27 protein-coding genes and 1 tRNA gene are annotated in these 26,058 nt (G+C 71.5%); 16 read left to right on the top strand and 12 right to left on the bottom strand.

Annotated features, from left to right (window positions below):
* Complete coding sequence (locus tag BLU79_RS26325; protein ID WP_093908367.1) at nt 1–1,608, bottom strand: dynamin family protein; 1,608 nt, start codon at nt 1,606–1,608, stop codon at nt 1–3.
* Nucleotides 1,609–1,928: 320 nt separating this feature from the next.
* Between BLU79_RS26325 and BLU79_RS26320 the strand changes: the two genes are divergently transcribed.
* Nucleotides 1,929–2,001, top strand: a tRNA-Arg gene (locus BLU79_RS26320).
* 113 nt (nt 2,002–2,114) lie between these two features.
* On the opposite strand, the gene BLU79_RS26315 is transcribed toward BLU79_RS26320, so the two are convergent.
* Nucleotides 2,115–2,720: an NADPH-dependent FMN reductase gene (locus BLU79_RS26315; protein ID WP_093908366.1), complete on the bottom strand. Its 606-nt coding sequence runs from the start codon at nt 2,718–2,720 to the stop codon at nt 2,115–2,117.
* 144 nt (nt 2,721–2,864) lie between these two features.
* On the opposite strand from BLU79_RS26315, the gene BLU79_RS26310 reads away from it, so the two are divergent.
* Nucleotides 2,865–3,524: a TetR/AcrR family transcriptional regulator gene (locus BLU79_RS26310; RefSeq protein WP_093908365.1), complete on the top strand. Its 660-nt coding sequence runs from the start codon at nt 2,865–2,867 to the stop codon at nt 3,522–3,524.
* Nucleotides 3,525–3,640: 116 nt separating this feature from the next.
* Here the strand turns inward: BLU79_RS26310 and BLU79_RS26305 are convergent, their stop codons facing one another.
* The 3 genes from BLU79_RS26305 to BLU79_RS26295 form a co-directional block, all read right to left on the bottom strand.
* Nucleotides 3,641–4,492, bottom strand: a complete 852-nt coding sequence (locus BLU79_RS26305) for an SDR family oxidoreductase (RefSeq protein ID WP_177001178.1) — start codon at nt 4,490–4,492, stop codon at nt 3,641–3,643.
* 82 nt (nt 4,493–4,574) lie between these two features.
* Entirely contained in the window at nt 4,575–5,537 is a 963-nt protein-coding gene (locus tag BLU79_RS26300; RefSeq protein WP_093908364.1) for an NAD-dependent epimerase/dehydratase family protein, read from the bottom strand.
* Nucleotides 5,538–5,581: 44 nt separating this feature from the next.
* Entirely contained in the window at nt 5,582–6,517 is a 936-nt protein-coding gene (locus tag BLU79_RS26295; protein WP_305657753.1) for a ScbA/BarX family gamma-butyrolactone biosynthesis protein, read from the bottom strand.
* 215 nt (nt 6,518–6,732) lie between these two features.
* Here BLU79_RS26295 and BLU79_RS26290 point away from each other — a divergent pair, with 215 nt between their 5' ends.
* Complete coding sequence (locus BLU79_RS26290; protein ID WP_093908362.1) at nt 6,733–7,404, top strand: ScbR family autoregulator-binding transcription factor; 672 nt, start codon at nt 6,733–6,735, stop codon at nt 7,402–7,404.
* 132 nt (nt 7,405–7,536) lie between these two features.
* Nucleotides 7,537–8,496 carry a D-2-hydroxyacid dehydrogenase family protein gene (locus BLU79_RS26285; protein ID WP_093908361.1) on the top strand — a complete coding sequence of 320 codons (960 nt, stop codon included), beginning with the start codon at nt 7,537–7,539 and terminating at the stop codon, nt 8,494–8,496.
* A gap of 52 nt (nt 8,497–8,548) precedes the next feature.
* On the opposite strand, the gene BLU79_RS26280 is transcribed toward BLU79_RS26285, so the two are convergent.
* The 5 genes from BLU79_RS26280 to BLU79_RS26260 form a co-directional block, all read right to left on the bottom strand.
* Nucleotides 8,549–9,142: a DUF2087 domain-containing protein gene (locus BLU79_RS26280; protein ID WP_093908360.1), complete on the bottom strand. Its 594-nt coding sequence runs from the start codon at nt 9,140–9,142 to the stop codon at nt 8,549–8,551.
* A 71-nt stretch (nt 9,143–9,213) separates the two neighbouring features.
* Nucleotides 9,214–10,074, bottom strand: coding sequence for a tyrosinase family protein (locus BLU79_RS26275; RefSeq protein ID WP_093908359.1), 861 nt, complete (start codon nt 10,072–10,074; stop codon nt 9,214–9,216).
* Nucleotides 10,058–10,555 (bottom strand): tyrosinase family oxidase copper chaperone, encoded by a 498-nt coding sequence (locus tag BLU79_RS26270; RefSeq protein WP_093908358.1) that lies wholly within the window; start codon nt 10,553–10,555, stop codon nt 10,058–10,060. The genes BLU79_RS26275 and BLU79_RS26270 overlap by 17 nt, the downstream gene beginning before the upstream one ends.
* Before the next feature lie 89 nt (nt 10,556–10,644).
* Nucleotides 10,645–11,250, bottom strand: coding sequence for a vitamin K epoxide reductase family protein (locus tag BLU79_RS26265; RefSeq protein WP_093908357.1), 606 nt, complete (start codon nt 11,248–11,250; stop codon nt 10,645–10,647).
* Complete coding sequence (locus BLU79_RS26260; protein WP_093908356.1) at nt 11,244–11,957, bottom strand: glycoside hydrolase family 16 protein; 714 nt, start codon at nt 11,955–11,957, stop codon at nt 11,244–11,246. Before BLU79_RS26260 ends, BLU79_RS26265 begins: the two co-directional genes overlap by 7 nt.
* A gap of 383 nt (nt 11,958–12,340) precedes the next feature.
* On the opposite strand from BLU79_RS26260, the gene BLU79_RS26255 reads away from it, so the two are divergent.
* The 4 genes from BLU79_RS26255 (at nt 12,341) to BLU79_RS26240 (ending at nt 14,013) form a co-directional block, all read left to right on the top strand.
* On the top strand, nt 12,341–12,613 hold the full coding sequence (locus BLU79_RS26255) for a hypothetical protein (RefSeq protein ID WP_093908355.1): 273 nt from the start codon (nt 12,341–12,343) through the stop codon (nt 12,611–12,613).
* A gap of 298 nt (nt 12,614–12,911) precedes the next feature.
* Nucleotides 12,912–13,247, top strand: a complete 336-nt coding sequence (locus BLU79_RS26250; protein ID WP_093908354.1) for a hypothetical protein — start codon at nt 12,912–12,914, stop codon at nt 13,245–13,247.
* Nucleotides 13,248–13,310: 63 nt separating this feature from the next.
* Nucleotides 13,311–13,631, top strand: a complete 321-nt coding sequence (locus BLU79_RS26245) for a hypothetical protein (protein ID WP_093908353.1) — start codon at nt 13,311–13,313, stop codon at nt 13,629–13,631.
* Nucleotides 13,632–13,692: 61 nt separating this feature from the next.
* On the top strand, nt 13,693–14,013 hold the full coding sequence (locus BLU79_RS26240; protein WP_093908352.1) for a hypothetical protein: 321 nt from the start codon (nt 13,693–13,695) through the stop codon (nt 14,011–14,013).
* Between the two features lie 374 nt (nt 14,014–14,387).
* On the opposite strand, the gene BLU79_RS26235 is transcribed toward BLU79_RS26240, so the two are convergent.
* Nucleotides 14,388–14,693: a hypothetical protein gene (locus BLU79_RS26235; RefSeq protein ID WP_093908485.1), complete on the bottom strand. Its 306-nt coding sequence runs from the start codon at nt 14,691–14,693 to the stop codon at nt 14,388–14,390.
* A gap of 361 nt (nt 14,694–15,054) precedes the next feature.
* On the opposite strand from BLU79_RS26235, the gene BLU79_RS26230 reads away from it, so the two are divergent.
* The 8 genes from BLU79_RS26230 to BLU79_RS26195 all read left to right on the top strand — a co-directional run bounded on the left by BLU79_RS26230 (nt 15,055) and on the right by BLU79_RS26195 (nt 24,626).
* Entirely contained in the window at nt 15,055–16,170 is a 1,116-nt protein-coding gene (locus BLU79_RS26230; protein ID WP_093908351.1) for a glycosyltransferase, read from the top strand.
* A gap of 20 nt (nt 16,171–16,190) precedes the next feature.
* Nucleotides 16,191–17,663 carry an exopolysaccharide biosynthesis polyprenyl glycosylphosphotransferase gene (locus BLU79_RS26225; protein ID WP_093908350.1) on the top strand — a complete coding sequence of 491 codons (1,473 nt, stop codon included), beginning with the start codon at nt 16,191–16,193 and terminating at the stop codon, nt 17,661–17,663.
* A 6-nt stretch (nt 17,664–17,669) separates the two neighbouring features.
* On the top strand, nt 17,670–19,061 hold the full coding sequence (locus BLU79_RS26220; RefSeq protein WP_371131942.1) for an O-antigen ligase family protein: 1,392 nt from the start codon (nt 17,670–17,672) through the stop codon (nt 19,059–19,061).
* Complete coding sequence (gene murJ, locus BLU79_RS26215; protein WP_093908349.1) at nt 19,058–20,863, top strand: murein biosynthesis integral membrane protein MurJ; 1,806 nt, start codon at nt 19,058–19,060, stop codon at nt 20,861–20,863. Before BLU79_RS26220 ends, murJ begins: the two co-directional genes overlap by 4 nt.
* 136 nt (nt 20,864–20,999) lie before the next feature.
* Nucleotides 21,000–21,692, top strand: a complete 693-nt coding sequence (locus BLU79_RS26210; protein WP_093908483.1) for a polysaccharide deacetylase family protein — start codon at nt 21,000–21,002, stop codon at nt 21,690–21,692.
* Nucleotides 21,689–22,831 carry a glycosyltransferase gene (locus tag BLU79_RS26205; RefSeq protein WP_093908348.1) on the top strand — a complete coding sequence of 381 codons (1,143 nt, stop codon included), beginning with the start codon at nt 21,689–21,691 and terminating at the stop codon, nt 22,829–22,831. Before BLU79_RS26210 ends, BLU79_RS26205 begins: the two co-directional genes overlap by 4 nt.
* Complete coding sequence (locus BLU79_RS26200; RefSeq protein ID WP_093908347.1) at nt 22,828–23,490, top strand: YveK family protein; 663 nt, start codon at nt 22,828–22,830, stop codon at nt 23,488–23,490. Before BLU79_RS26205 ends, BLU79_RS26200 begins: the two co-directional genes overlap by 4 nt.
* Nucleotides 23,487–24,626 (top strand): GNAT family N-acetyltransferase, encoded by a 1,140-nt coding sequence (locus tag BLU79_RS26195; RefSeq protein WP_093908346.1) that lies wholly within the window; start codon nt 23,487–23,489, stop codon nt 24,624–24,626. The genes BLU79_RS26200 and BLU79_RS26195 overlap by 4 nt, the downstream gene beginning before the upstream one ends.
* On the opposite strand, the gene BLU79_RS26190 is transcribed toward BLU79_RS26195, so the two are convergent.
* A complete protein-coding gene (locus BLU79_RS26190; protein WP_093908345.1) occupies nt 24,623–25,957 on the bottom strand; it encodes a glycoside hydrolase family 26 protein in 1,335 nt (444 codons plus the stop codon). The two genes, BLU79_RS26195 and BLU79_RS26190, sit on opposite strands and share 4 nt — an antisense overlap.
* Nucleotides 25,958–26,058: the final 101 nt, after the last annotated feature.

The raw sequence follows: 26,058 nt of genomic DNA, 5'->3' as shown, positions 1-26,058 counted from the left end.
TCACCTCTCCTTCTGCAGTACGGACAGCGCGGCGATGAGTTCGGCCTGAGGGTCCGGATTGACCTCCAGGCCGTCGAGCGGGGCGAGTCGGCGCTCGCGTTCGTTGTGCATGACCCGGTCCAGGTGCTCGCTGAGCAGCCGCCCGGCCCGGTCGCGCAGCCGCAGCGCCCCGTGCGCCCCGATCCGCTCGGCGAGCCCCTCCCCGGCGGAGCGTGCCCGGCGGGCGCCGAGCAGGGCGGTGGCGACCAGGGCGGCGACGACCTCGGGATCCTGGACGACACCGCGTTCGATGTCGTTCACCTCGTCCTCGGCGTACTCCTCGAGCTCGCGCCGCCAGCGTCGTACGGCCATGCCGATACGGTGTTCGACGCCCCTCGGCCCCGAGTCACGGCTCGTCAGCTCGGGCGCGTCGGCGGCCGGTTCGCGCCGCCAGGCGTCGTCGACGCGCTCGTCGGCGGCGGTGACGGCGCACAGCAGGAGGGTGCTCAGGCTCTCCACCAGCGAGTCGAGGAGTTCCTCGGCGGAGCAATCGAGCGGAAAGGCGCGCCAGCGCTTCAGGGCGTCGCCGGCGAGCACGGCACCGGACTGCAACCGGCTCCGCACGCGCGCGTACTCGCTGTCGTACGCCGAGTCGACGGCGGCGGTGAGCCGCAGCGCGGCGGCGTACTGGGCGGCGGCGGCACCGGCGAGCTCGGGCATCCGGGCCTTGAGGGAGTCGAGGAGCCCGTGGCACGTACGGGCCACGGCGTGCCGACGTGCCGACGGGTCGTTGGCGTGATGGACGAGCCAGCTGCGCAGCTGCGCCACCGCCGTGGCCGGGAGCAGCCCGCCGCCCCAGGCCGACTCGGGCAGTTCGGGCACGGTGAAGCGGGGTACCTCGCCGAGGCCGGCCTTGGTGAGGAGCGCCCCGTACTGCCGCGACACCTCGGAGACGACCTGGTGGGGAACCCGGTCCAGGACGGTCACGAGGGTGGCGTCGTACTCCTTGGCGGTGCGCAGCAGGTGCCAGGGGACGGCGTCGGCGTACCGGGCGGCCGTCGTGACCATCACCCAGATGTCTGCCGCGCAGATGAGTTCGGCGGCGAGGGCGCGGTTGTCGGCGAGCAGGGAGTCGATGTCGGGCGCGTCGAGGAGGGCGAGCCCGGGCGGCAGCGTGTCGGCGGTCTCCAGCCGCAGCACGCGCGCGGAGTCCTCGCCGGGCAGCATCAGCTCCTCGGCCGGATCGTGCTCGGGGACCCACACGCGCGTGAGGTCGGGCAGTACGCGCATCCCGCTGAACCAGTGATGGTCCTCCGGATGGCAGACCAGCACCGGGGTCCGGGTCGTCGGCCGCAGTACGCCCGCCTCGGTCACGCGTCTGCCCACAATGGAGTTGACGAGCGTCGACTTGCCGGCGCCGGTGGATCCTCCCACCACGGCCAGCAAGGGCGCTTCGGGCTCTCTCAGGCGGGGCACCAAATAGTCGTCGAGCTGCGCGAGCAGTTCGTCGCGGTTGGCACGCGCGCGTGGGGCCCCCACCAGGGGCAGCGGGAAGCGTGCGGCGGCGACACAGTCGCGCAGGGCGGAGATCGCGTCGAGCAGCTGAGGCCGTACGTCCAAGGTCACCACATGCGAAGAATGCCCAATTTTAGGGGAATTCTGAAGCATATGAGCATGTCTGCGCGCCGATAGAACACAAGGGACGGAAGGGACGACTGAGACACAGGCACAGTCCAGGCATAACGAGTGCACAACACCCGGGGCGCAAGAGCCCAAAAGCGGTGCACGATTCGTACCTGCCTGCGATTATCAGGACCGCTTCACCGAACCTCCACATCGAGCCACGGAGGCGAAGCAACAGGGACACGGATGCGGGAGCCCTATCCTTGTCCCCGGCAACGTCACGGACCAGCCCCCACCGGGCACCAGGACCGAGCCCACCACGACCGGCCCCCGTAGCTCAGTGGATAGAGCAGGCGCCTTCTAAGCGCTTGGCCGCAGGTTCGAGTCCTGCCGGGGGCGCCCAGTCTCCGCCCTCCCATCGGGAGGGCGTTTTTGCTGTTCGGAATGGGGCCTCGCGCGGCGAAGCGGGGGCGAGGACAGCGAGCAAGCCCCCGCTCCCGCCCCTCACCACCTCACCCCTGCGGGCCATACGGCGACTTGGCACGAGCCTCATGCAGCGCCGCCCCCCACCAAGCAAGCTCATCGAGCATCACCTTGACCGCACCGTTCGTGCCCTCGGTGTCCCGCGGCGTGCCCTCCTCGCCGAACGCCTCCCAGTAGAACGGGAAGGCCACCCCGTCGCGGATGGTGACCGCGTGCATCTCGGCGAAGACCTGGCGCAGTTGCTCGACGGCGCGCAGGCCGCCGCTCTGGGCGCCGTAGGAGACGAAGCCGACCGGCTTGGCCTGCCACTCGGCGAAGTGCCAGTCGATGAGCGCCTTCAGGGAGGCCGGGAAGCTGTGGTTGTACTCGGGGGTCACCACGACGAACGCGTCGGCCGCGGCCAGCGCCGCGGAGAGCGGGAGCATCGCCACCGGGCGCACTTCCTCGGTCGCCATGGCGGGCGGAATCGCCGGAAGGGTGAGGGGCAGCTCCGTCTCGGCGAGGTCGACGACCTCGACGTCGAAGGCGCTGTGCTCCTTGGCCAGTTCGGCGAACCAGTTCGTCACGACCTCGCCGAAACGCCCCTCGCGGACGCTTCCGAGGATGACGGCGAGCTTCAAGGTGTCCGTGGACATGCTGGATTGCTCCTTCATCAAGGGATGAAACATCAAGGGATCAAAGAGAGGTCAGAAAGGGACCAAAGCGACCACGCTCAAGTAAAGTACAACGTGCATTGCAATGAGTAAAGTGGTCGTTGTAATCGATGCGGAGGTACCACGATGACCAGGGCGGACAGCGGGCGGAACAGGCCGCGCAAGGGGTTCCCGGAGAAGCGACGGGCCATCCTGGAGGCCTCCCGGAAGGTCTTCGGGCGGGTCGGCTACCAGGGCGCGAGCATCGACGTGATCGCCACCGAGGCCTGTGTGTCGACGCGCACGATCTACAACCACTTCGAGAACAAGGAGCAGCTCTTCTCCATCGTGCTGATCGACAGCTCGGAGCAGGTGGCCGCCGCCCACGAGGCGATGATCGAGCGCCACCTCGGCAGCACGTCGAGCGCCGCCGGACTGGAGGCCGACCTGGTGGGCCTCGCCAAGGACTGGGTGCGGCCGCGCCCGGAGTTCACCGACCACTTCGCGATCGTCGCCCGGATCAACGCCGAGGGCGAGAACTTCCCCGCCGACCTCCACGACGCCTGGCAGAAGGCCGGCCCCCTGCGCGTGCAGCGCACCCTCGCCGCCCGGCTGGCCCGGCTCGCCGAGCACGGGCTGCTGCACATCCAGGACTCCGAACTCGCCGCCCAGCACTTCGCGATGCTGATCAGCAACACCTGGGGCCGGGGCCAGGCGGGCGTGGACGCGCTCTCCGACGACGAGACGCACGAGATCGCGGCGGCCGGCGTCCACGCCTTTCTGTACGGCTATCTGCCCCGGGGCTGAGGGGAGCGGGCCGGGGCCTCAACCGCCCGCCCAGTGGGCGGCGTTCGGCCCCGGTCCGGCATTCGGCGCCCCCTCCCCTTCTCCCTCCCCTTCTCCCTCCCCCTCACCAGTCACCGTCACAGATCCGTGCCGCCACTGACGTCCAGGTACTGCCCCGTGATCCAGCGAGAGTCCTCGGACGCCAGGAACGCCACCACGTCCGCCACATCCGAGGGCCTGCCGATCCGGTCGAAGACGGACCGCGCGGCCAGAGCGGCCCGCGCCTGCGGGGTCGTCCTGCGCCGGGCGTTCATCTCCGTCTCGATGAACCCCGGCCCGATCGTGTTGACGGTGATGCCACGGCCGCCCAGTTCCTTCGCCAGGCACAGGGTCATGGTGTCCAGCGCGCCCTTGGACATGGCGTACGCGATGGACTCGGGGAAGGCGTGCCGTGAGGCGAGCGAGGAGATGTTGATGATGCGCCCGCCGTCCCGCATCCGCGGCAGCGCACGCTGCACCAGGAAGAACGGTGCCTTGGCGTTGACGGCGATCATGCGGTCGAAGACCTCGGGATCCGCCGCCCCGATCGGCCCCGAACCGCTCACCCCCGCGTTGTTCACCAGGATGTCGAGCGAGCCCCCGGCCTCGACCGCCCCGACCGCCTCCGCCGCCTCGGCCGCCCCCTCCGTCCGCCCCCGCACCTCGACATCGACCGCCGCTTCCACCTGCCCCCGCACCCCCGCGTCGAAAGCCTCGAAAACGGCCTCGGCATCACCGGGCACCCCCAGCTCCGCCCCGACCGGAAAGGCCAGGCCCCCCTCCTTCCGTATCCCCGCGACGACCTCCAACGCGGCGGCCTCACTGTGGCCGTAGTGGACGCCGACCAGCGCCCCGTCGCGGGCGAGCCGCTCGGCTATGCCTCGGCCGATGCCCCGGCCGGCCCCGGTGACGAGTGCGATCTTGCCTGTCAGTGCGCGTTCGGTGTGCACGAAGACCCCGTATGGAGAAGGAACGGAAGAGGAACGAAAGAGAAGAGGAACGGAAGGGAAGAGGAGGGAAGAAGAGTGTCTGTCAGCGCTCCAGGAACCCCCGGTACCACGACACGTGCTCGGCCACGCTCCGGCCGAACCCGGCCCCGGGATCGACGCCGACTCCGGCCCAGAAGCCGCCGTCCGCGAACCAGTGGTCCACGGCGATCATGCCGAGGTGGTGCAGCCCGCGCGGCTGCCCGGCGAGCCGGGTCCGGGCCTCGTCGAGGTCCAGGGGCGGGCCCGGCAGGCGCAGGTCTAGTCGGTCGGCCACCGTGTCCAGCAGGAAGGAAATGTCCACCGGCTCCGGGTGGTTGACGTGGTGCGCGCCCGCCAGGTCCACGTCCTCCGACAGCCCGGCGGCGACCACCGCGCGCCCCAACGCCCGTACGTCGACGACGGAATGGCGCGCGGTGCAGCCTTTCAGGCTCGCCGACAGCAGCCCCAACAGGGCGACCAGCCCGGGCACCACCCATCGGTCGCCGGCCCCGAGCACGAGGTGCGGGCGCAGCACGACGCCGCCCGCATCCAGCACATGCCGCTCGGCGGCGGCCCGGGTGCGGCTGGTCGCCGAGGCCGGTGCGTACGGCAACTCGCCGACGGGCGCGCCGGTGAAGGGGCCCCGGCCGTACACGGCGGCCGTACTCACGTAGACGACGCGGGCCACGCCGGCGCGGGTCGCCTCCTCGACGAAGGCACGGGTGCCGTGGTCGTTGACGGTCTCGGCGCGCAGTTCGTCGTCGCCGATGTGGGACGCGCAGTGCAGGACGACGTCGATGCCGTCGCAGACACCGCGCAGGGACGACGGATCGGCGAGGTCTGCTCGTACGACGTCCACCGCGAGGGCACCGTCGGCGGGGCCCGTGCCCGGTGGCAGGCTCGCCGGCTCGCGCAGCAGGAGCCGGACCCTGGGCGGTGTGCCCCTGCCCCCCGACTCCCGTAGGGCCGCGACGACATGGCTCCCGATGAAGCCGCTGCCTCCGGTGACGAGTATGTGTGGTGACACTCTGGGTCCTCCCTCTCGGCCGGCGATCCGCGCGCCGCGGTCGGTCAACGGCCGGTGACGGACGCACAGCCCGGGCCGTCGGGGGCGAGAGCGGACACGGCGGGCTCCGGCGCGGCGACCGTCACGGTACAGCGGAAGACCTCGCCGGTGTCCTGCATGCCTCGCACCAGCACGGTGGTCGGGTCGGGGTCGTCCGAGGCCTCGGCGTCGGCCTCGATCCAGCAGGGGCTGTCCAGTTCGGCGTACCGCGAGAAGGCCATGTCCATGCCGATGGCGACCGTACGGCCGGGGTCGTGCGAGAAGGCCGTCGCGGCCTGGCGGGCGGCCTCCAGCAGCACGATGCCCGGCACATGGTCGTTCGGCCGCCGGAACAGCGTGGGATGCGCGGTGTCGACCCTGAGCCGCCAGGATCCCGGGCGCGGGGAGGGTGCCAGTACGACGGCGGAGGCGTCGGTCCTGCCGACCGCCTCGGGTGGCAGCCCGGGCAGGAGCGGCACGGTGCGGCCGGCCGCGGACAACCGTTCACCGCGCAACCGGCGGTAGGCCGGCTCCGAGACACAGTCGACGCGTCCGTCGGCGGTGGCGAGGACCCGCCCCGCGCGGCGCAGCACCATGCTGCTGTGCATGCCCGTCGTACGCCGGCCCCGGCGTCGCACATCGCCGCAGGTGATGCAGGCGACGACGTCCTCACCCGAGCCGTCGAGCGCGAGCCTGGTCGGCGAGGTCGCGTACCGCACGCGCTGCATCACGAACCGGGCGTCGCCGGGCACCCCGAACGCGGCGTGGGCCAGCAGCATCGTGCTCTGCCGCAGTATCTCCGGTATCAGCAACGGGTCCTGGAGGTACCCGGATCTCGCGGTGAAGAAGCGGTGCCGGGCCGGCCAGCGGGCTCTGACCTGGAACCGTGTGTCGTCCAGCCGGCGCCATCCGGTGGGGAAGGCGTCCCGCGCATCCGTCCGGTGCACCTGTTCGCCGCTGATCTCCGTATGCCATAAGGCTGTTGGGGCAATGCGCCCACCAACAGGTCTGGTGTGCCGCTCGCGTGCGCTTCCGTCAGGAGACTGCACCCGGTCCATGGCTACCTCCGAGCATTCGCCGAGCGGGGCGCTCCCGCCCGCCGGGTAAGGTACGTGCGATCCGGTTTTCTTTTCAATACACGTCGTGATGTTGTGCGCACACATCGTGGGGGGATTCCATGGCCCAGCAGGACCGAGCGATCAGGACCCGCCGGTCGATCCTGGAGGCGGCCGCCCGGGTGTTCGGCGAGCGGGGTTACGCCTCCGCCACCGTGGAGGAGATCCTCAACCGCGCGGGGGTGACACGGGGTGCCCTGTACTTCCACTTCTCCTCCAAGGAGGAGGTCGCACTCGGCGTGCTGGAAGCCCAGATGCCCATAGACCGGCTTCCGGAGCAATCGAGCAAGCTGCAGAAGCTCGTCGACCACGGCATGGTCATGGCCTACCGGTTGCGGCACGATCCGCTGGTGCAGGCCGGTGTCTCTCTCGCCCTCGACCAGGGCGCACGCGAGCTGGACCGCGACGCCGCCTTCCGTGCCTGGAGCGACCAGCTGGAGCAGATCCTCGCCGAGGCGCGGGGCCAGGGCGAGCTGCTGCCGCACATCGAGGTGGCCGACACCGCCGAGTTCCTCACCGGCGCCTTCGCCGGCGTCCAGGCGATGTCACAGGTCCACTGCAACCGCGCCGATCTCGGCCATCGCGTCTCCGTCCTGCTCCGCCACGTCCTGCCGAGCATCTCCACTCCCGCGATGCTGGCCGCCCTCGACCTCTCCCCGGAACGGGGCGAGCGGGTCTTCCAGGAGTACCGGGAGGGCTCTCCCGAGGCCGTGACACCCGCGGCGCGGGGTTAGCGGACGCACGACGGAAAACATACCGATCGGCCTGTTTACTCGACCTTCCCTGCCCGTGATCCACTGCGGACGGCGCTCCCGCCCACCCCGCTTCCGTACAGTCGGTTCACCTGGCCATGGAAAGGAACCACCGTGCGGCTGCGCTGTGCTGTGCTCGACGACTTCCAGAACGTGGCGACCGAGGTCGCCGACTGGTCGCCGCTCGCGGACGACGTGGAGGTCATCCCCTTCACCACCCACTTCCCCGACGCGGACGCCCTCGCCGCGGCCCTCGCCGACTTCGACATCGTCGTCACCCTGCGGGAACGCGTCCCCTTCCCCGCCTCCTTGTTCGCCCGTCTCCCCCGGCTGAAGCTGCTGATCGCCTCCGGCATGCGCAACTCGGTCATCGACTACGCCGCCGCCGAGGCCCACGACGTCACCGTCTGCGGTACGGCCAGCACCTCGACCCCGCCCGTAGAACTCACCTGGGCCCTGCTGCTCGGCCTCGCCCGCGGGATCGTCGAGGAGAGCAACGCCCTGCGCTCCGGCGGCCCTTGGCAGAGCACGGTCGGCGCCGACCTGCACGGCCGCCGCCTCGGGCTGCTCGGCCTGGGCAAGATCGGCAGCCGGGTGGCCCAGGTCGGCCTCGCCTTCGGCATGCACGTCAGCGCCTGGAGCCAGAACCTCACCAAGGAGTACGCCGACGAGGTGGGCGTCCAACTGGCCGCGTCAAAGGAGGAGTTGCTCACCGAGAGCGACTTCGTCTCCGTCCACCTCGCCCTGAGCGACCGCACCCGGGGCCTGCTCGGCGCACCCGAACTCGCCCTGCTCCAGCCGACCGCCTACCTGATCAACACCTCCCGCGCGGCGATCGTCGACCAGGAAGCCCTGCTCACGGCCCTGCACGAGGGCCGTATCGCCGGCGCCGGCGTGGATGTCTTCGACATCGAACCCCTCCCCGCCGACCACCCGATGCGCACGGCCCCCCGCCTCCTCGCCACACCCCACCTGGGCTATGTCTCGCGGGCCAACTACGCGACGTACTACGGCCAGGCGGTCGAGAACATCCAGGCGTACCTGGCGGGTTCACCCGTGCGACGGCTGTCCTGATCGATGCCGACGGCCGTTCCGACGGATACGACGGCTGCCCCGAGGGCGGCGGTCAGGCGCTGTCGGCGGCCTCGGTCTCGGCGGCCGGCCGCCGGTAGATGCCCTCGCTCCGGCGCAGATGGTGCAGGTCCACCAGATAGCGCCGGAGCGTCACATGGTCGATGTCGTCGCTGTCCTCGCACCAGGCGCGCAGCTTTTCGTTGACGATCCGCTCCGGGTACTCCACGCCGGGCTCGAAGCTCCGCTCGGCGATGTAGCCGAGCACCAGCTTCTTGCGGGTCCACTGAGCGGGCAGCCGGACCAGCCGCCGCCCGTCCCGGACGAAGTTCCGCAGGATCACGTCGGTTCGCTCGTCCCCGGAGTCAGGGCTCCCGGCGCCGCCGGACCGGCTCTCGCGCTGCGCGGCCTCCCGGGCGTACCCCTTGAACAGGTCGTACGCGACGCCCAGTTCCCCGTCGCCCGCGGCCGTCACCACGCCCTGCTCCCGCAGCCGCCGTAGCGCCACGGCGGTCTCCTTCGGGGACAGCCCGGCCGCCCGCGCGACCTCGTCGGCGCTCCCCGCGCCCAGCGCCACGGCGGCGAAGGCGCGCACCCGGCTCTCCTCGGCGAAGAGCCGGACCAGTTGTTCCGTCGGATCGGTTGCCATGCCCGGAGGCTAGTCGAGGCCGGTCAGAGGGCTAAGCGATTTTCCGGTGCGGCCGGGCGCGCGGGACGGTCTCAGGCGTACCGGTAGATCTCGGACACATCCTCCAGCTCGTCCGGGGTCACGTCCCACGGCGGCAGCCGCTCGTGCCGGGCGACGATCCGGCCGCCCTGCCCTCTGCCCCGGGCGGGCGGCCGCTCCGGCAGGTAGCGGTGGGTGCGGTGGCGCCCCTGCCAGCGCTGCCACTGCAGGTCGACGAAGGCGTGGACCAGCCAGAAGACGGGATCGTTGACGGACCCGGCGCCGAGCATGGCACCCCCGATCCAGCGGTGCACCCGGTTGTGGTTGAGCCAGGGGTTGCTGCTGGGGCCCCACCCCTCCATCTTGTTGCGGAAGCCCTTGGCGACCGTGGAGTCCCACGGGGAGACGTCGTAGACGGGGTCCTTCAGCGCCCGGTCCAGATCGGCCTTGGTGGGCAGGTTGATCGGATCGCGGGAACGGCCCAGGTCCCGGGTGAGGAACCGGTCGTCGGTGACGCCCGCCCGAATGGGCCACCGGCCCGCCCGGTAGGCGAACGGCCCGGTCATCACCTGCCGGTCCCCGCGCCGCCCGTTCCCGCCCAGCAGATCGTCGGTCCACGGCACCGAGGTGGCCGAACGGTTCTTGGTCCAGTCCCAGTACGGCACCGTCACCGAGTCGTCGACGCGGCGCAGGGCGTCCTCCAGGTCCAGCACGAACATGCGGTGCCAGGGCAGGAAAGAGGGCGTCATATGGGCGGCGCGCAGGCCTCGTTCGCCGTCGCCGCGGAAGTGCCTGATGTGCAGCCGTACGAACTCGTCGTACTCACCATTGCGTTTGACCTCGAGCAGCGCCTCGACGAACCGCCGCTTCTCGGTGGCCGTCAGCTTGGTCACGTTCTTACGCACGTACACCATGCTCGGCCTCCCCGTGCAGGTGCCCGCCGCCGAACGGCCCGGGGGCCAGGTCGCGCAGCCGCCGGCGGGGACCGAGCTCGTCGACGGCAGCGCGGGTCGCCTCCAGCGGGGTCCGGTATCCGCTGTAGTGGTCGAGCATGCTCAGCCAGGTGCCGTCGGCCCGGCGCATCAGGTGCAGCGGATTGCCGTCCACGGTGACACGCCAGTCGGCGCCGAGGGCGCTGAGACCCTGCAGCGGAAGGGGGGTGCCCTGGATCCGGCGACCTCGGTAGGTCTCGTCGAAGGGGATGTCGGTGGGGCGTTGCCGGACCGCGGACTCCGAGGGCCGGGAGGAGGCGAGCACCGGGGTGAGTGCCACGGCTCCGGTGCCGAGCAGCAGCCGCGCCACCTCCCGCCGTGTCCGCCTCTTCGGCCCACTGCTCCCCCGGGTGCCCGCTCCCTGCACCGCACCCACCGACACTCCGTCTGCACTGACGGCCATCGCTCACTCCTCGCACGGTTCGGCTGTTCGTACGAGTAACCGTCCGGGACGCCTCACGGTCACCGATGAAGCGGCCATACGGTGCATGCTCAGCTCGTCCAGAAGTCCCACCAGCGGGTCAGGATCAGCATCCCGACGATCCCGATGTGCAGGACCGGCAGCACCCAGGTGAACTCCGCGAAGAGGGTCCGCACCGGGCTCGGCGCGGGCACAAGGCGGCTCCGCACGAGGAAGGACGTCAGGTACCAGAACAGTACGATCGTGGCGAGCCAGGCCAGGCAGCACCACAGGCACAGGGCGTTGATCCGGTACAGCGACTCGAACTGCAGCCAGGAGACGAACCCGATCCCGAAGAGGCAGCCGGCCTCGAAGGTCAGCCAGTACCAGCGCGGGAAGGCGGCCCCGGCGAGCAGGCTCACCCCGACGCCGATCACTACGGCGTAAGTCACCAGGCCCAGCATCGGGTTGGGGAACCCGAACGCCTCGGCCTGGTCGCTCTCCATCACGCTGCCGCAGGACAGCACCGGGTTCAGGCTGCACCCCGGAACGAAGTCCGGGTCCTCCAACAGCTTGAACTTGTCGAGGGTGATGACCCAGGAGGCCAGCAGCCCGGCCGCCCCGGTGAGCACCAGCAGCAGGGCGAAGGCACGGCCGCCGCCCGTGGTCGGCCCGGCGTCCGGGGCGGGGGTCACCACCGGGCGGCCTCGCGGTAGACGCGGAGGTGGTCGACGGCGAAGGTGATCGGCGCCGGGTCGCAGGGGGCCGGGTGCCACTGACCGGCGCTCAGCGACAGGTTCAGGATCGGATACGCCGACCAGTCGTCGCCCACGCCGGTGCCGTCGGAGAAGACGCATGCTCCGTTGACGTACCACTCGACGGAACGCGCGCCGTAGGTGGTGCCGACGGTCACCCAGCGGTCCGGGGCGATCGCGTCGGCGTCGGTGTAGTAGGTCGACGCGCGGTTGACGTTGTTGGACAGCTCCAGCAGGTTCGGGTTGTCCGGGTGGTACTCGAAGGAGTCGACCTCGTTCCCACCGTCCCTCCAGGTCCACAGCGCCGGCCAGGCCCCGGTCCCCGAGGGCAGTTTGACGCGGGTCTCGACATGGTCCCCGGTCCGCACCTGGAAGCCCTCGGCGGAGTACTCGGTGGTGAGCAGCCCGGTGCGCCAGGCCTGCAGGCCGTTCTCCAGGGTGCGGCCGGCCGGTGTGGCGGTGAAGGTGGCCACGCCTCCCGAGACGGTCACACAGGCGGGGTCGAGCCAGTCGAGTTTGTTGTCGTCCGGATTGTGATCGCAGTAGCGGTAGGCGCTGGTCCGATCGCCGACCCAGATGGCGCCCCACTCGATCGGTGCGTCGAACTCCTCCGACCAGATCGGCGTGAACGTGGCGGTGTCGATGGTCATGGCGGCGAGGGTAGGACACGCGCCGCTTTTCCTGATTCAACTCGCGCAGGCTATCGAATTAAGCCGGACGCACCATATGATCAGTCGTTTTGCCGACCAGCCGCCAATCCCTCCGAATGCCTCTGTGCATTCCATTCTTCAATCCAGCGATTTTCATGCGTATGGAGCAACGCGTCGCTTTTGCGGGCGCCGTGTACTGCTATGTTCTCCAACCGTCGGATCAGAGGTACTTTCAAGCGAGGTGAATGATGAAGAAGGCAGTTTTCACCACTGCGGCGTTGGCCATCGGTGCGGGTCTTGTAGGCGGTTCCGCCGTCTCGGCGGCGGCCGCTACCGGGTCGTCCACGGGGGGATCGGGTGTCGCGGCCAGTCCGCTCGGTCTCGTGTCCCCGTCCAAGGTGAGCCCGGCGATCCTGCCGGCGGCCGACACCGTGACGCGGCTGGCCCGCGACGGTTCGATCGCGAAGGGCAGCGCGTTCGACAAGAACAGCAAGAACGCGGGCGGGTTGTCCGGCGTTTACCTGGACGGAATGGACCCGGACGCGGTGAAGCGACCCACCATTCCGGTGAAGAACCCGGCCGGCAGTGGCTCCGTCCAGGTCCGCCCGTTGAAGGCGCCGACCGCCGCCGGTTTCGGCTCCTTCCTTCCCAAGTGACGACCCGGCAACCGTACGAGTCCCTGGCCCCGGAATTCTGAGACTCTGATCCGGTTCTCGGCAACCCGCGCACGACCAATCCGGCCCACCGGCCCGCACCCCGCCGGTGGGCCGGACGCATGTCGGCGTCCGGCAACTCCGGGAACTCGGACTAAATCCTGGTGAGCGGCGGGCGGGCCGCATTGCGCCATCCGAAGGAATCTGTCCACGTTTGATTGTTCCCACCGTGACTTATGCGTGCATATACGGGTTTCCTTTTCGTAAGCGTGCGCAACCGTGAATTCAGGAAGGAACCAAGTTGCCCAAGAAGTTCGCGGTCATCACGGCCCTCGCCCTCAGCACCGTCGTCGCCGGCGCCGGCATTGCCTCAGCTGGTGAGTACGACGGCAACGGCAAGACCACCACTGTCAAGGGTGGCAGCGGCTTCTCGTCGGCCCCGGTCGTCGTGAACGCGCCCCAGCAAGGTGTGCTCATCGTCAACGGCACCCTGGTCGACGGTCGCTGCATCGCCCCGTGGTCCAACGGCTCCGTCCTCGGCGGCGTCCTCGCGACGAACTCGCACTACGCCTCCTGCAACACGGGCACGGTCAACCAGCAGCAGACCGGCAACTACACCGGTGGCCTCATCGCCTGACCTCTGCTCCGAGCGATTTCGCAGCAGGTTAATCCCCCAACGCAGCCCGGAAAGGGGCAACTCATGCGTAACAAGGTTACGGCCATTTCCGCTCTCGCCGCGGGTATCGTCCTGGCGACCGGCGGCACCGCCGCCGCCGACAGCGATGTCACCACCGTCCAGGGTGGCAGCGGCTTCTCGACGGCCCCGGTCGTGGTAAACGAACCCCAGCAGGGCGTGCTCATCGTCAACGGCAGCGCCGTCGACCTCCGTTGCGCGGCCCCGTGGTCCAACGGATCCGTCCTCGGCGGCGTCATCGCGACGAACTCGCACTACGCCTCCTGCAACACGGGCACGGTCAACCAGCAGCAGTCCGGCCACTACAAGGGCGGCCTCGTCCTCTGACTCCTGATCCGCGCCATTCGGATCAGGTCAATCCCAAACGCAGCCCGGAAAGGCTCAGCTCATGCGTAACAAGGTTACGGCCATTTCCGCCATCGCCGCGGGCATCGTCCTGGCGGCCGGCGGCACCGCCTCCGCCGACAGCGATGTCACCACCGTCAAGGGCGGCAGCGGCTTCTCGACGGCCCCGGTCGTCGTGAACGAACCGCAGCAGGGCATCGCCGTGGTCAACGGCACCCTGGTCGACGGTCGCTGCCTCGCCCCGTGGTCGAACGGAGCCGTCCTCGGCGGCGTCATCGCGACGAACTCGCACTACGCCTCCTGCAACACGGGCACGGTCAACCAGCAGCAGACCGGCTCGTACACCGGCGGCCTCGTCCTCTGAGCAGTCCTTCGCCCGATGGCGGTCCGCCGGAAACCCGGTGGGCCGCCATCGGCCTTTGTGCACTCGGCCTTTGTGCACGGAGATCTCCGCACCAAAAGGCGTGGGCCCGGTCCGCATGGGAGTGCGGACCGGGCCCACGGAGAGAGCGCCGACAAGGAGGAATGAGCGCCGATTCACTTGGAACAACGATGCTGAAACCCGTGTGGTCACCCTGCCTCATTCATTTGGCCCAACGAGGCCGACCATAAGAGGAATCGCTCCCCCGAAAACGCCGAAGGGTCGACTCCGCGGAGTGCGGAGTCGACCCTGAACATCGAGCCGACGGGCGACGAAGTCGAGGAACGAGTCGCCTGTCCGATCGCTACTGGGATCGCCTACCTGTTGATCGGGAGCCCGCCGAGCAGCTTGCCGTCGACGGGGTTCGGGATGGTCCCGCCGATGACGGGGGTCTTCACCACGCCCGTCTTGTTCACGCCCTGCTTGACACCGTCCGTCGTGGTCCTGACGTTGTTGCCCACGTAGCCCGTCGGCACCTTGGCGGCCGAGGGGAGGCTGCGGGCGACCGACTTCCCGTTGTCGACGAGGCCCGTCGCGGGCATGTCCACCGCGGCGGCGGGCCCGGCGACACCGGCAACGGCGAGGGAGCCGGCGACAACCGCGGCAGCCTTCAGGTTCTTCATCATTGTCCTTTCCTGGGGACTCGACTTCCGTAACTCGCGTTCGGCGAAGGGGATTTCATTCCGCAGGCGCCGTGAGTGAGTCGGTCTCGGTTCTCTTGGGCTAACGACACGGGGACTGTCTGGAAACTCTGCCGCGGACAACTTCCAGGAACTCATACGAAAAGACCCGTTGTGCCGACCAAACGGGTGACATCGCTTGGCAATCAACTCGGAACGCGCCGCCGTTCCGACACGGTCGACCCTACGACCGTTAAATATGGATAAGTGTCTGGTGCCGCTCATCCCCAGCATCCAGAAAGCCGGTTGACCCTCAGACCCTCTTGCTGGTTCGGACTCGTTTCTTGGAAGGGCAGCCTCGGTCATGCGCATTTCCGCGCCGCACGTCCTGCATGTCGCGCAGCCCGTCGAGGGCGGTGTCGCGCGGGTCGTGACGGACCTGGTGGCGGCGCAGGTGGCCGCCGGGCTGCGGGTCACGGTGGCCTGTCCGGAAGGGGGCACGCTGACGGACTCCCTGCGCGCGTCGGGCGGCACCACGCTGCGCTGGGACGCGACCCGGGCGCCGGGGCCCCGACTCCCGGACGAGGTAGGGCGGTTGAAGCGGCTGGTGCGCGATGTGCGGCCGGACCTGGTGCACGCGCACAGCGCGAAGGCGGGGCTCGCGGCCCGGCTCGCGGTACATGGCCGACTGCCGACCGTCTTCCAGCCGCACGCCTGGTCGTTCGAGGCCGCGGACGGTGTCGTCGCGCGGCTGGCGCTGGGCTGGGAGCGGTTCGGGGCGCGGTGGGCGACGCGCGTGGTGTGTGTGAGCGACGCCGAGCGGCGCACCGGGGAGAGGTGCGGAATCGCCGCCCCTTGGCAGGTGGTCCCCAACGGTGTCGACACCGGCCGGTTCCGTCCGGAGGGGGACAGCGCGCGGTCGGGGGTCGGTCCGCTCGTCGTGTGCGTGGGCCGGCTGTGCCGCCAGAAGGGGCAGGACGTGCTGGTGCGGGCCTGGCCCGAGGTGGTGCGGCGGGTGGCCGGTGCCCGGCTGGTGCTGGTCGGCGACGGGCCGGACGCGGAGCTGCTGCGCCGCGGTGCGCCCGCGTCGGTGGAGTTCGCCGGCGCCGCGTCCGACGTCGCCCCCTGGTACCGGGCCGCCGACGTCGTCGTCCTGCCGTCCCGCTGGGAGGGGATGGCGCTCGCCCCGCTGGAGGCCATGGCGTGTGCCCGGCCGGTCCTCGTCACGGACGTGGACGGGGCGCGCGAGAGCCTGCCGCCCTCCCATCAGCCGTCCTGTCTGGTGCCGCCGGAGGATCCCGGCGCGCTGGCCCGGGCGCTCACGGCGCTGCTGCGGGACGAGCCGCTGCGTGCGGCGCTGGCCGCGCAGGCCCGTGCGCATGTGCTCGTCGCCCACGATCTGCGGCACACCACGGGCGCAGTCACCGACCTGTATCGCGAGTTGCTCGGCGTCGTTCCCACGCCTGTCGTATCCAACTAGAGCAGGAAGTGCATCACCACATGACCGCGGAAAGTACCGTCGCCTCGCCCGCGGGGCCGCAGCGGGTGCCGGAAGGCACCTTCTCCGTTTCCGCCCCGGGCGGCCCCACCCCGGGACGCCGGCCGTCGGCCGGGCGGGGAGCCCGTCGTCCGCGGCGGGCAGCATGGGCAGTGCTGTGGCTCGTCGACGGAGCCGCTGTCCTGCCGGCCGCCCTGGCCGTGCCCTCGGCGCACAGGTACCCGCTGGTCTTCGCCCTGCTGGCCCTCGGTGTGCTCGGCCTGAACCACCGGGCCTCGCTGTACGACATCTCCTTCGTCCCCGGCGTCCTCGGCGAACTCCCGGCCCTCTGTGCCCGGATCGCCGTCGGCTGGGCGGCGGTCGTGGCGTTCTCCCCGCTGCGGTCGCTCCCGATGACCGCGCTTGCCGCCGCCTTCGTCGTGCACTGCGGGGCGGCCTGCGCGGCCCGCGCGGCGGTGCACGGGTACCGGCGCCGGATGCTGCGGCGCAGGCCGAGTCCCGCTCTGGTGGTCGGTCCGCTCGCGGTGGCCCGGGGCGTCGCGGCCGCGCTGCTGCGGCACCCGGACTGCGGAGTCCGTCCGGTGGGTCTCGTCGCCGACGCCCCGGAGGTCCTCGGCGACACCGACGACGAGCCCGGGCTGCCGGTGCTCGCCACGGCGCAGGACGCGTGCCGGGCGCTCATCCAGAACGGTGTGGAGACGGTGCTCGTCGTGGGGGCCGCCACCCGGGTGGAGCAGGCCGCCGTGCTACGGGGGCTCGCCGGGTACGGGTGCATGCTGTGGGAGCTGGCCGAGGACGCGGACACACCGTCGTACGGCCTCCGCGGGCGCCGTACGCGGGCGGGGCTGCTGGCCGGTTTCTCGTGCAGGTCGCTGGAGCCGGGGAGCGGACGGCGGCTCGGCGGCGTGGGCAAGCGGATGTTGGACGTGGTGCTCTCGGGCTCGCTGCTGGTGCTGGCCGCCCCCGTGCTGCTGACGTGCGCGCTCGCGCTGCGGGTCGTGGACGGGCCCGGCGTGGTGTTCCGGCAGGAGCGGGTCGGCAAGGACGGGCGGCCGTTCACGATGCTGAAGTTCCGCACCCACCGGCCCGCCAGCGCGCACGAGGCGGCGACCCGCTGGAGCGTGGCGAACGACCAGGGTATGAGCCGGTTCTGTCACTTCCTGCGCCGCACCTCGCTGGACGAGCTGCTGCAGCTGTGGAACGTCTTCCGCGGAGACATGAGTCTGGTCGGACCGCGGCCCGAACGGCCGTATTTCGTCGCCAAGTTCAGCCAGGCCCATCCGGGCTATCCGGCGCGTCATCGGATGCGGTCCGGGATCACCGGGCTCGCCCAGATCCACGGGCTGCGCGGGGACACCTCGATTGAGGACCGGTGCCGTTACGACAACGCCTACATCGACAACTGGTCGCTGTGGCAGGACGTCTGCATCCTGCTGCGCACGGCGGCGCAGTTCGTACGGCCGACGGGGAGCTGAGCGCCGGTGAGCACTCCCCCGGCGGTCGCCGCCCCGCTCGTCCTGTCGCTGCCGACGCTGCGCCGGGCCCGCTCGGTCCGCTCCGTCCTGGCCGTGCTGCCGGTGGTGGCGGTCGTCGTCCTGCTGGGGCTGCCGGTCACGCCGGACAGTGGCCTCACCGCCGCGGACGCCGTATCGGGACTGGTCGTCGTGTGGGCCGTCGTGCACACCGTACGGCGGGCGCGGCGACCTCTGACGCGGACGGCGGCGGTCGTGCTCGGTCTGCCCGTGGTGGGGATCGCGGTGGCCGCGGCGGGGGCGGCGAGCGGTGGCGATGCGATCACCGGACTGGCCCGCTATCTGCAGGTGTTCGTGCTCGTCCCGGTCGCGGTGCTGCTGCTGGTGCGCGACCGGCGGGACGCCCGGCTGGTGCTGTGGTCCCTGGTCGGCCTCGCGGTGTGGCAGGGGTCGATCGGGGTGCACCAGTACCTCACGGGGACCGGGGCGCTGTATCAGGGGGCCGGCATCCGGGCGGTGGGCACGTTCGGGCCGTCCGACGTGATGGGGATGGCGAGCGTCGTCTCGGTCGGGGTGGTGGCCGCGACCGGTCTCGCCCTCGGGACCCGGGCGCGGCGGCTGGGGGTCCCCCCGCCCGAAGGGTGGGGGAGGGTCGTGGCGGCCGGATGCGCGCTGGCGCTGCTCGTGCCGCTCGCGCTGTCCTTCAGCCGGGGTGCCTGGATCGCCACGGCGGTGGTCTGCGGGGCGCAACTGCTGCTGGCCGGGGTGCGGCGGGCGGCGAAGGTGTTCGCTGCGGCGGTCGCGGTTTCCGTCGTCCTGGTGGGCGGGCTCGGCGTGGGCGCGGCGGCGGTGCAGGAGCGGCTGACCAGCATCACCCAGGTCGCCGACGCGCCGGACCAGTCGGTCGTCGACCGGTACACCCTGTGGGCTGCGGCGGCCGGCATGTGGCGGGAGAACCCGGTGACGGGCGTGGGGCTGAAGGCGTTCCCGGCGCACCGGGACGGCCATGCCTCGCTCGCGCTGTCGTCGGGCAGCGACACGGAGGGGGCAGGCCAGGCCTTCCGACGTCAGCCCCTGCTCTCCCCGCACAACATGTACCTGCTGCTCCTCAGCGAGCAGGGCCTGCTGGGGCTGCTCACGGTGGCGGGCGGCTGGCTGGCCCTGCTGGTGTGCGCGGTACGCCGACTGCGGCGGAGCTGGCAGGGCGGGCGGGGCGGACCCGCCCGGGACTGCGCGCTCCCGATCTGCGGGCTCCTGCTGTGGCAGCTCGTGAACTTCCTGTACGCCGACATCGGCGGCCCCTCCACCGTCCTGACGGCCCTCTGCTTCGGCCTCGCCGCGTGGTGGGCGCTGGCCGACGACGGGACGACGACCCCGGCCGCGGAATCGGGCCGACGATGAGCTCCGGGCCGACGGCGACCGACGACCCCGCGGGGCACACGCCCGGCGTGGACGGCAGGCCCGCAGTCGAGGACCTGCGCGCCGAGCACCCGACCGACGTACACGCTGCGATCCCGGCCGGCGGCAGCCCCACCCCAGCACCCACCCCCCGCCCGAGCACCCCCTCAAGCCGCTTCCTCGCCAGGGCGACCTTGCTCTCCGCCGCGTTGTCCATGGCCGGGGCGCTGCTCGGGCTCGGTCGGGATCAGGTGCTTGCGCATCTCTTCGGGGCCGGGGCGGACACCGATGCGTTTCTGGTGGCCTGGACGGTGCCCGAGATGGCGTCGACCTTGTTGATCGAGGACGGGATGGCGTTCGTGCTCGTGCCCGCGTTCAGTGTGGCGCTGGCGCGGCGGGCTCGCGGGGTCGGCGGCCCGGACCCCGTACACGCCCTGGTCGCCGCCACGCTGCCGCGGCTGTGTCTCGCCCTCGCCGGTACGGCCGCCGTGCTCGCGGCCGGGGCGCCGCTGCTGGTCTCCGTTCTGGCGCCCGGTCTGCCCGACCCTTCGCTGGCGGTGTCCTGCACCCGGCTGACCGCGACCTGTGTGCTGAGTTTCGGTCTTGCCGGGTACTGCGGGGCGGCGCTGCGGGCGCACGGCAGCTATGTCGCCCCGGGCGCCATCTACATCGCGTACAACGCCACGATCATCGCCACGATGTTCGTGCTGACCGGGCCTTGGGGCGTACGGTCGGCGGCGCTCGGTGTCGCTCTGGGCGGGTGTTTCATGCCCGCCCTGCAGGCACCTTTCCTGTGGCGGCGGATCGCGGGGCGGCCCGGCCGGTCCGGGGGCGTGGCGGTGTACGACGGGGCCGCGGCTCCGGCTGATGTCCGCGTCGGTGCGGACGTGGACGCCGCCCGGCAGGCGCCGCTTCCGACGCAGGCCCTGGCGCTCGGTCTCGTCTGTGCGGTCCTGCTCTTCGCGCTGTGCCGGCAGTCGCAGGTGCTCATCGAGCGGTACTTCGCGTCCGGGCTGCCCGCCGGCGCCATCTCGCATCTCAACTACGCCCAGAAGGTCGCCCAGTTGCCGATGTCGCTGGCGCTGATGGTGTGCGTCGTCACCTTCCCGGTGGTGGCGCGGGCCATCGCCGACGGCGACACACGGCGGGCCGGGGACCGGGTGGAGCGGGACCTGGTGCTGACGGCCTGTCTGGTGCTGTTCGGCGCCGCCGTGGTCGTGGCCTGCGCGCCGCAGATCGTCCAGCTCCTCTTCCAGCGCGGCGCGTTCACGGCGCAGGACACCGCCACGACCGCCGCCGTCATGCGGGTCTACGCGGCCGGACTGCTCGGGCACACGCTGGTGGGGGCGCTCGTCATGTCGTACTTCTCGGCCGGCCGGACCACCTGGTACCCGCTGGGCGCGATGGTCGCGGGCGCGCTCGCCACCGTCGCCCTCAGTGCCTGGGCCGTCCAGCCCTGGGGCGCCCGCGGTATCGCCGGGGCCAACGCCGCCGGCATCACGGTCACGGCGCTGCTCCTGCTGCACGGCCTGGGTCCGCGCACCGTGCCCGTGCGCGTCCGCCGGGTCGTCGCCGCTCTGGCCCGACCGGTGGGCGCGGCCGTGTGCGCCACCGGGGCCGGGCTGGTCGGTGCGGGGCTCTTCGCCTCGCCCGCGCTGTCCGTCGCCGCCGGCTGCACCTGCGTGGCCGCCGTCTTCCTGCTGCTGGCCTGGATTTTCGACGCGGCGGGCGCCCGGTCCCTCCTGGCGTCCGTCACGCACTCCGTCCATCGCTCCGTCACACGAAAGCTTCGCCATGGTCGCTGACACATCCACCGCGCCGAGCACGGCCGAGTCCCTTCCCCCATCCCTTCCCGACTCCGTTCCCGCCCCCGCCCCCGTTCTCGTTCCCGAACCCACCGTGGGGGGACGCCTGAAGCGGGGTTCCGCCGCCTGGGTGGCCATGTACCACTCCGTCTCGGACTGCCCGGACGACCCGTACAACGTCACCGTCACCCCCGCCCGCCTCGAACGGCAGCTCGCCTGGATGGCCGCCCGCGGTCTGCGCGGGGTGAGCGTCCGGGAGCTGCTCGCGGCGCGCGCCCGGGGCGCGGAGCGCGGCCTGGTGGGGCTCACCTTCGACGACGGGTACACCGACTTCGTCACCGCCGCCCTGCCCCTGCTGCGCCGCCGGGGTTTCACGGCGACCGTGTTCGTGCTGCCCGGGCTGCTCGGCGGCGAGAACACCTGGGAACCGATCGGCCCGCGCAAGCCACTGCTCGACGCGGCCGGCATCCGCCGTGCCGTATCCGCGGGGATGGAGGTCGCCTCGCACGGTCTGACCCACGTCGATCTGACGAAGGCCACCGACCAGGTGCTGCGCGCCGAGGTCGACGACAGCCGGCACCGGCTCGCCGCCGTCATCGGCGACGACGTCGAGGGCTTCTGCTATCCGTACGGCTACCTCGACGAGCGTGCCGCCGACGCGGTGCGCCGGGCCGGTTACCGCTACGCCTGCGCGATCTCCCCCGGCCCGTCCGGCTGCGGCGACTTCGCGCTGCCCCGCATCCACATCGGGAAGGCGGACACCGCCGTGCGGCTGGAGCTGAAGCGCCGCTTTGCCCGCTTCTACGGTCGCGCACTGGAGGCGGCGTGAAAGCCCTGCACGTCATCACCGGCCTCGGCGCGGGCGGGGCCGAGCAGCAACTGCGCCTGCTGCTGCGGCATCTGACCGCGGAGTGCGACGTGGTGGCGCTGACCAACCCCGGCCAGGTCGCCGCCGGTCTCACCGCCGACGGTGTCAACGTCACCCACCTCGGGATGCGCGGCAACCGCGACCTGCGCGCGGTCCCCCGCCTGGCCGAGCTGATCCGCACCGGCGGCTACGACCTCGTACACACGCATCTGTACCGGGCCTGTCTGTACGGCCGTATCGCCGCGCGGCTCGCGGGAGTCAAGGCCGTCGTGGCCACCGAGCACTCGATCGGCGACACCCGGCTGGAGGGCCGGCCGCTGAACGCGGGCGTGCGCGCGCTGTACCTGGCCGGAGAGCGGCTCGGCCGCGCCACGGTGGCCGTCTCGCCGACGGTGGCCGAACGGCTGCGGCACTGGGGCGTGCCCGGGCAGCGCATCCGGGTCATCCCGAACGGCATCGACGCACCCCGGTTCCGGTACGACGAGGTGCGCCGCAAGGAGGCCCGGGCGTTCCACGGGCTGCCGGAGGACGCGTACGTCGTCGGCGGCGTGGGGCGCCTCACCCCGGGCAAGCGCTTCGACCTGCTTCTGCACGCGCTGGCCCTGCTGCCCATCAACGTATGGCTGTTGCTGGTCGGCGGCGGCCCCGAGGAGGAGGCGCTGCGGCGCACCGCCCGGGCGCTCGGGGTCGCGGACCGGGTGGTGCTGACCGGCGAGCGGCCGTATCTGCCCGAACCCGGCGACAACTCGCCCGACCTGGTCGCCCTGCTGTCCGCGATGGACGTGCTCGCCTCACCGTCGCCGGAGGAGTCCTTCGGCCTGGCCGTCGTGGAGGCGCTGGCCGCGGGGCTGCCCGTGCTGTACGCGAGTTGCCCCGCCGTGGAGGACCTGCCGCCGGACGCGGTGCCCGGTGCCCGGCGGGTCACGGGCGGTGCCGGGGCGTACGCGCGGGCACTGCTGCGGCTGCGGGCGGCGGGACCGGGCGAGCGGACCGTCCCGGACATCGTCAGCCGCTACGACATCGCGGGCACCGCCCGGCAGCTGATGGATGTGTACACGGCCGCTCTGTCCGGCCCGACCTCGGAAGTGAGTTCCTCATGACAGACACCCCCGCTCCGCGTACCCCGCTGATCGACCGTGTGGGCCTGAAGGGGCGGCCCTTGTGGTGGTGGCTGCCGGCCGGCGTGCTGATCGGTGCCGTGGTCGGTGGCGCCTACGGCCAGTTGAGGCCGCCGGAGTACACGGCGACGAGTTCCGTCGTCGCCGTGCCCACCGGCCGGACCGACGCCGGCTACTCCGACGCGCTCGGCTTCGCGCAGGCGTACGGCCGGGTGGCCGCGCAGCTCGCGGTGCTCGGGGACGCCCCGGTGTGGGCGGGCGTGCCGGTGGCGACGCTGCGCGAGAGCGTGCAGGTGGCGACCTCGCCGGACGCGCCGATGGTGGCGGTGTCGGCGACCTCGGCGCGCCCGGGCGAGGCCGTCGACATCGCCAACGCCGTGTCCCGCGCGCTGGTCACGCAGGCGAACCACACCAAGGACGCGACCGGCATCCGGCTGGAGCGCCTGGCCCGTGCCCTGCAGCCCGGCGAGCCGTCGTCCGCGTCCCCGGCGCTGACCGCGCTCGTGGGCGCGAGCGCCGGAGGTCTGCTGGGCGGCCTCGTCCTGCTGGCCCGGCCGCGGCGGGCCGAGGACGACGACCAGGCGCGGGCGTCCGTGCCCGGCCCGGCGGGCGCGGCCGACGCCCACGGGACGCTGGGATGACCGCGCCCGGCCGCGCGCTGTCGGTGGAGGTGTGCACGGACGAGCGCGCCTTCGCGGAGCTGGCCGGGGAGTGGGAACGCCTGTACCGGGCGTGCCCGTCGGCGACGCCGTTCCAGAGCCATGCCTGGCTGCACTCGTGGTGGCTGTCGTACGGCAGGCCCGGCAGGCTGCGGCTGGTCCTGGTGCGCCGGAGCGGTGAACTGGTGGCGGCGGCACCGCTGATGCGCGAACACCGCCCGCTGCCGGCGCTGGTGCCGATCGGCGGCGCCATCACCGACTTCTGCGATGTGCTCGTCGACGGCACAGCGGCCACCGAGGGCGCCTGGGCGCTGGCGGAGGCCCTGGCCGAACTGGCCCGCACGGCCCTCATCGACTTCCGTGAGGTGCGGCCGGGCGGCGCCATGGAGCGGGTCTACCTCTGCTGGCGCGGCCCGCGGCACCGGACGCGTGACTCCGTGTGCCTGGAGTTGCCCGCCGTACCCGTGGACGAGTTGGTCGGGCGGCTGTCGTCGCGGCACGCCCAGCGGGTCCGCAACAAGGTGAAGCGGCTCGTCCGGCTCGGCGTCGAGTGGCGTGTCGTACGCCATGACGAGACCGAGGGCGCCCTGCGCCGGCTCCTCGAACTGCACCGGCTCCAGTGGCAGGGCAGGAACATGTCGGCGGAGCACGAGCGGCCGCGGTTCCTGGAGCACCTGGTCCGGTCGGTGGTCCCGATGGCCCGGTCCGGCCAAGCGGCGGTGACGGAGTTCCTGCTCGACGGGGCGGTGGTGGCGGTGAATCTGAATCTGCTGTCGGGAGAGATGGCGGGCACGTATCTGTACGGCTTCCACCCGGGGTTGCGGGAGCGGAAGGTGGATGTGGCGGCGATGCTGCTGCACGCCTCCACCGAGCACCTCGCGTCCGGGGCCGAGGGCGACGGGCGGCCGCACCGGGTCCTGAGCCTGCTGCGCGGCGACGAACCGTACAAGTACCGCTGGCACCCCGAGTCGGTCACCAACCAGCGTTTCCTGCTCGCCCGGCGCCGCACCCTCCCGCTGCTGGCCCTCGCGGCCGGCGAGGCGGCGGCGCGTCACCGGGCCAAGCAGGTCCTGCGCGGAAACCCCGGTGCCGCGGATCACCGTCAGGACAGGTCCTAGCGCTTCGCCCGCTGGAGGCAGACGGTGAGCGTGCCGCCGATCCGGTCCTCGAGCCACTTCGCGAGGTCCAGCGGGGTGCACTGGGGCAGCTTGGAGGGCTGGGCCGTCGGCGTCGACGGCTTGGCCGACTCCGGTGTCGGCTTCGATGTCGGCTTCCATGTCGACGTCGATGTCGATGTCGGCTTCGGCTTGGCGGGAACCGTGGACGCGGTCGGGGCGGGGGCCGACGGCCCCGGTTCCGGCCGCGGCAGATGGGGGCTGGACAGCAGGACGCGGTACAGGGCGGAGGCGCGGGGGTTGTCGGAGCACAGCCAGATGCCGTGCGGGCAGTAGTCGGTGATGGTGTTGTACAGCGGCTTGTGCTCGTCCATCCAGGCGAGCATGCGCAGCATGTACGTGATGTTGTCGCCGTTGCGGAACAGGCCCCATTCCGGATACGAGATCGGCTTGCGGTGCTTGCGCGCGAAGTCGACGTGGTGCTGGAGGCCGTAGGGCTCGGACACCTGCTCGTCGAAGTCGAGCCCGCTGGGCTGGTCGTAGGCGTCCATGCCGAGGATGTCGACGTAGTCGTCGCCCGGATAGCACTCCGGCCAGGGAACCGCGTCCATGCCCCGGCTCGGGGCGAAGTCGAACTTGAACTTCTGCCCGGGGACCGAGCGCATGACGGTGACGATGCGCTGCCAGTACCGCTTCCAGGTGTCCGGGTCGGGGGCGCAGCGGTGGGTGTAGGTGACGCCGTTCATCTCCCAGCCGAGCACGATGACGGTGTCCGGCACACCCAGGTCGACCAGCCGCTCGGCCAGCACCTCGAAGTGGTCGTCGAAGGCGCCGGACGCGGCGCTGCGCAGCAGCTTTCTGACGGTCCAGTCGGGGACGTTCTCCTCGTTTCGTTCCATCATCGGCACGTTGAGCACGAGCAGCCGGTCGGCCTTTTCCTTGCGCCACTTGGCCCAGCTGTCGAGGAAGCCGTGGGCGCCCTCGATGTTGTTCCAGGCGTCCCCCGGCAGATAGGTGTGCCCCACGCGCAGTTCGTGCCCGCCGAGCCAGCGGCTGAGCTGCTTCATGCGCTGCAGCCCTACGGGCCCGTAGTGGAGGTACGCCCCGAACGCGGGGTCGCGCTCGGCCGCTGCCGGCGGGGCGTGAGTGGCGCGCGGGGGTGCGGGGGACGGGGCCGTCACGATGCTGGGGCGACTCGGCGGGTCGGGACGGGATGCGGCGTCGGCCGTGAAGGCCGGGCCCGGTGCCAGAGCCGTGGACGCCACGACTCCGGCAGTGATGAACGCCAGCCGCCTGAGGCACCTCAGGCCGGTCCGGCGGTGTTCAGGGGCCATGCATCCTCCTTCTGGGCAGCTCCCTCCCATCTAGTGACACATGGTCATATATGCTCCCAATACACCAATCGAGTGCGCCGACCGGGTGTGGATCGCCCTGA

This window comes from Streptomyces sp. cf386 (assembly GCF_900103585.1).
Taxonomy (GTDB): Bacteria; Actinomycetota; Actinomycetes; order Streptomycetales; family Streptomycetaceae; genus Streptomyces.
This window is presented reverse-complemented; position numbering and strand designations above follow the sequence as displayed.

Coding starts and splice junctions, on each gene's coding strand:
- BLU79_RS26200 (WP_093908347.1), top strand. CDS start 22,828: ATGACAGACACCCCCGCTCCGCGTACCCCGCTGATCGACCGTGTGGGC.
- BLU79_RS26210 (WP_093908483.1), top strand. CDS start 21,000: ATGTACCACTCCGTCTCGGACTGCCCGGACGACCCGTACAACGTCACC.
- murJ (WP_093908349.1), top strand. CDS start 19,058: ATGAGCTCCGGGCCGACGGCGACCGACGACCCCGCGGGGCACACGCCC.
- BLU79_RS26190 (WP_093908345.1), bottom strand. CDS start 25,957: ATGGCCCCTGAACACCGCCGGACCGGCCTGAGGTGCCTCAGGCGGCTG.
- BLU79_RS26240 (WP_093908352.1), top strand. CDS start 13,693: ATGCGTAACAAGGTTACGGCCATTTCCGCCATCGCCGCGGGCATCGTC.
- BLU79_RS26195 (WP_093908346.1), top strand. CDS start 23,487: ATGACCGCGCCCGGCCGCGCGCTGTCGGTGGAGGTGTGCACGGACGAG.
- BLU79_RS26225 (WP_093908350.1), top strand. CDS start 16,191: ATGACCGCGGAAAGTACCGTCGCCTCGCCCGCGGGGCCGCAGCGGGTG.
- BLU79_RS26230 (WP_093908351.1), top strand. CDS start 15,055: ATGCGCATTTCCGCGCCGCACGTCCTGCATGTCGCGCAGCCCGTCGAG.
- BLU79_RS26270 (WP_093908358.1), bottom strand. CDS start 10,555: ATGGCCGTCAGTGCAGACGGAGTGTCGGTGGGTGCGGTGCAGGGAGCG.
- BLU79_RS26280 (WP_093908360.1), bottom strand. CDS start 9,142: ATGGCAACCGATCCGACGGAACAACTGGTCCGGCTCTTCGCCGAGGAG.
- BLU79_RS26245 (WP_093908353.1), top strand. CDS start 13,311: ATGCGTAACAAGGTTACGGCCATTTCCGCTCTCGCCGCGGGTATCGTC.
- BLU79_RS26235 (WP_093908485.1), bottom strand. CDS start 14,693: ATGAAGAACCTGAAGGCTGCCGCGGTTGTCGCCGGCTCCCTCGCCGTT.
- BLU79_RS26315 (WP_093908366.1), bottom strand. CDS start 2,720: ATGTCCACGGACACCTTGAAGCTCGCCGTCATCCTCGGAAGCGTCCGC.
- BLU79_RS26275 (WP_093908359.1), bottom strand. CDS start 10,074: ATGGTGTACGTGCGTAAGAACGTGACCAAGCTGACGGCCACCGAGAAG.
- BLU79_RS26260 (WP_093908356.1), bottom strand. CDS start 11,957: ATGACCATCGACACCGCCACGTTCACGCCGATCTGGTCGGAGGAGTTC.
- BLU79_RS26290 (WP_093908362.1), top strand. CDS start 6,733: ATGGCCCAGCAGGACCGAGCGATCAGGACCCGCCGGTCGATCCTGGAG.
- BLU79_RS26310 (WP_093908365.1), top strand. CDS start 2,865: ATGACCAGGGCGGACAGCGGGCGGAACAGGCCGCGCAAGGGGTTCCCG.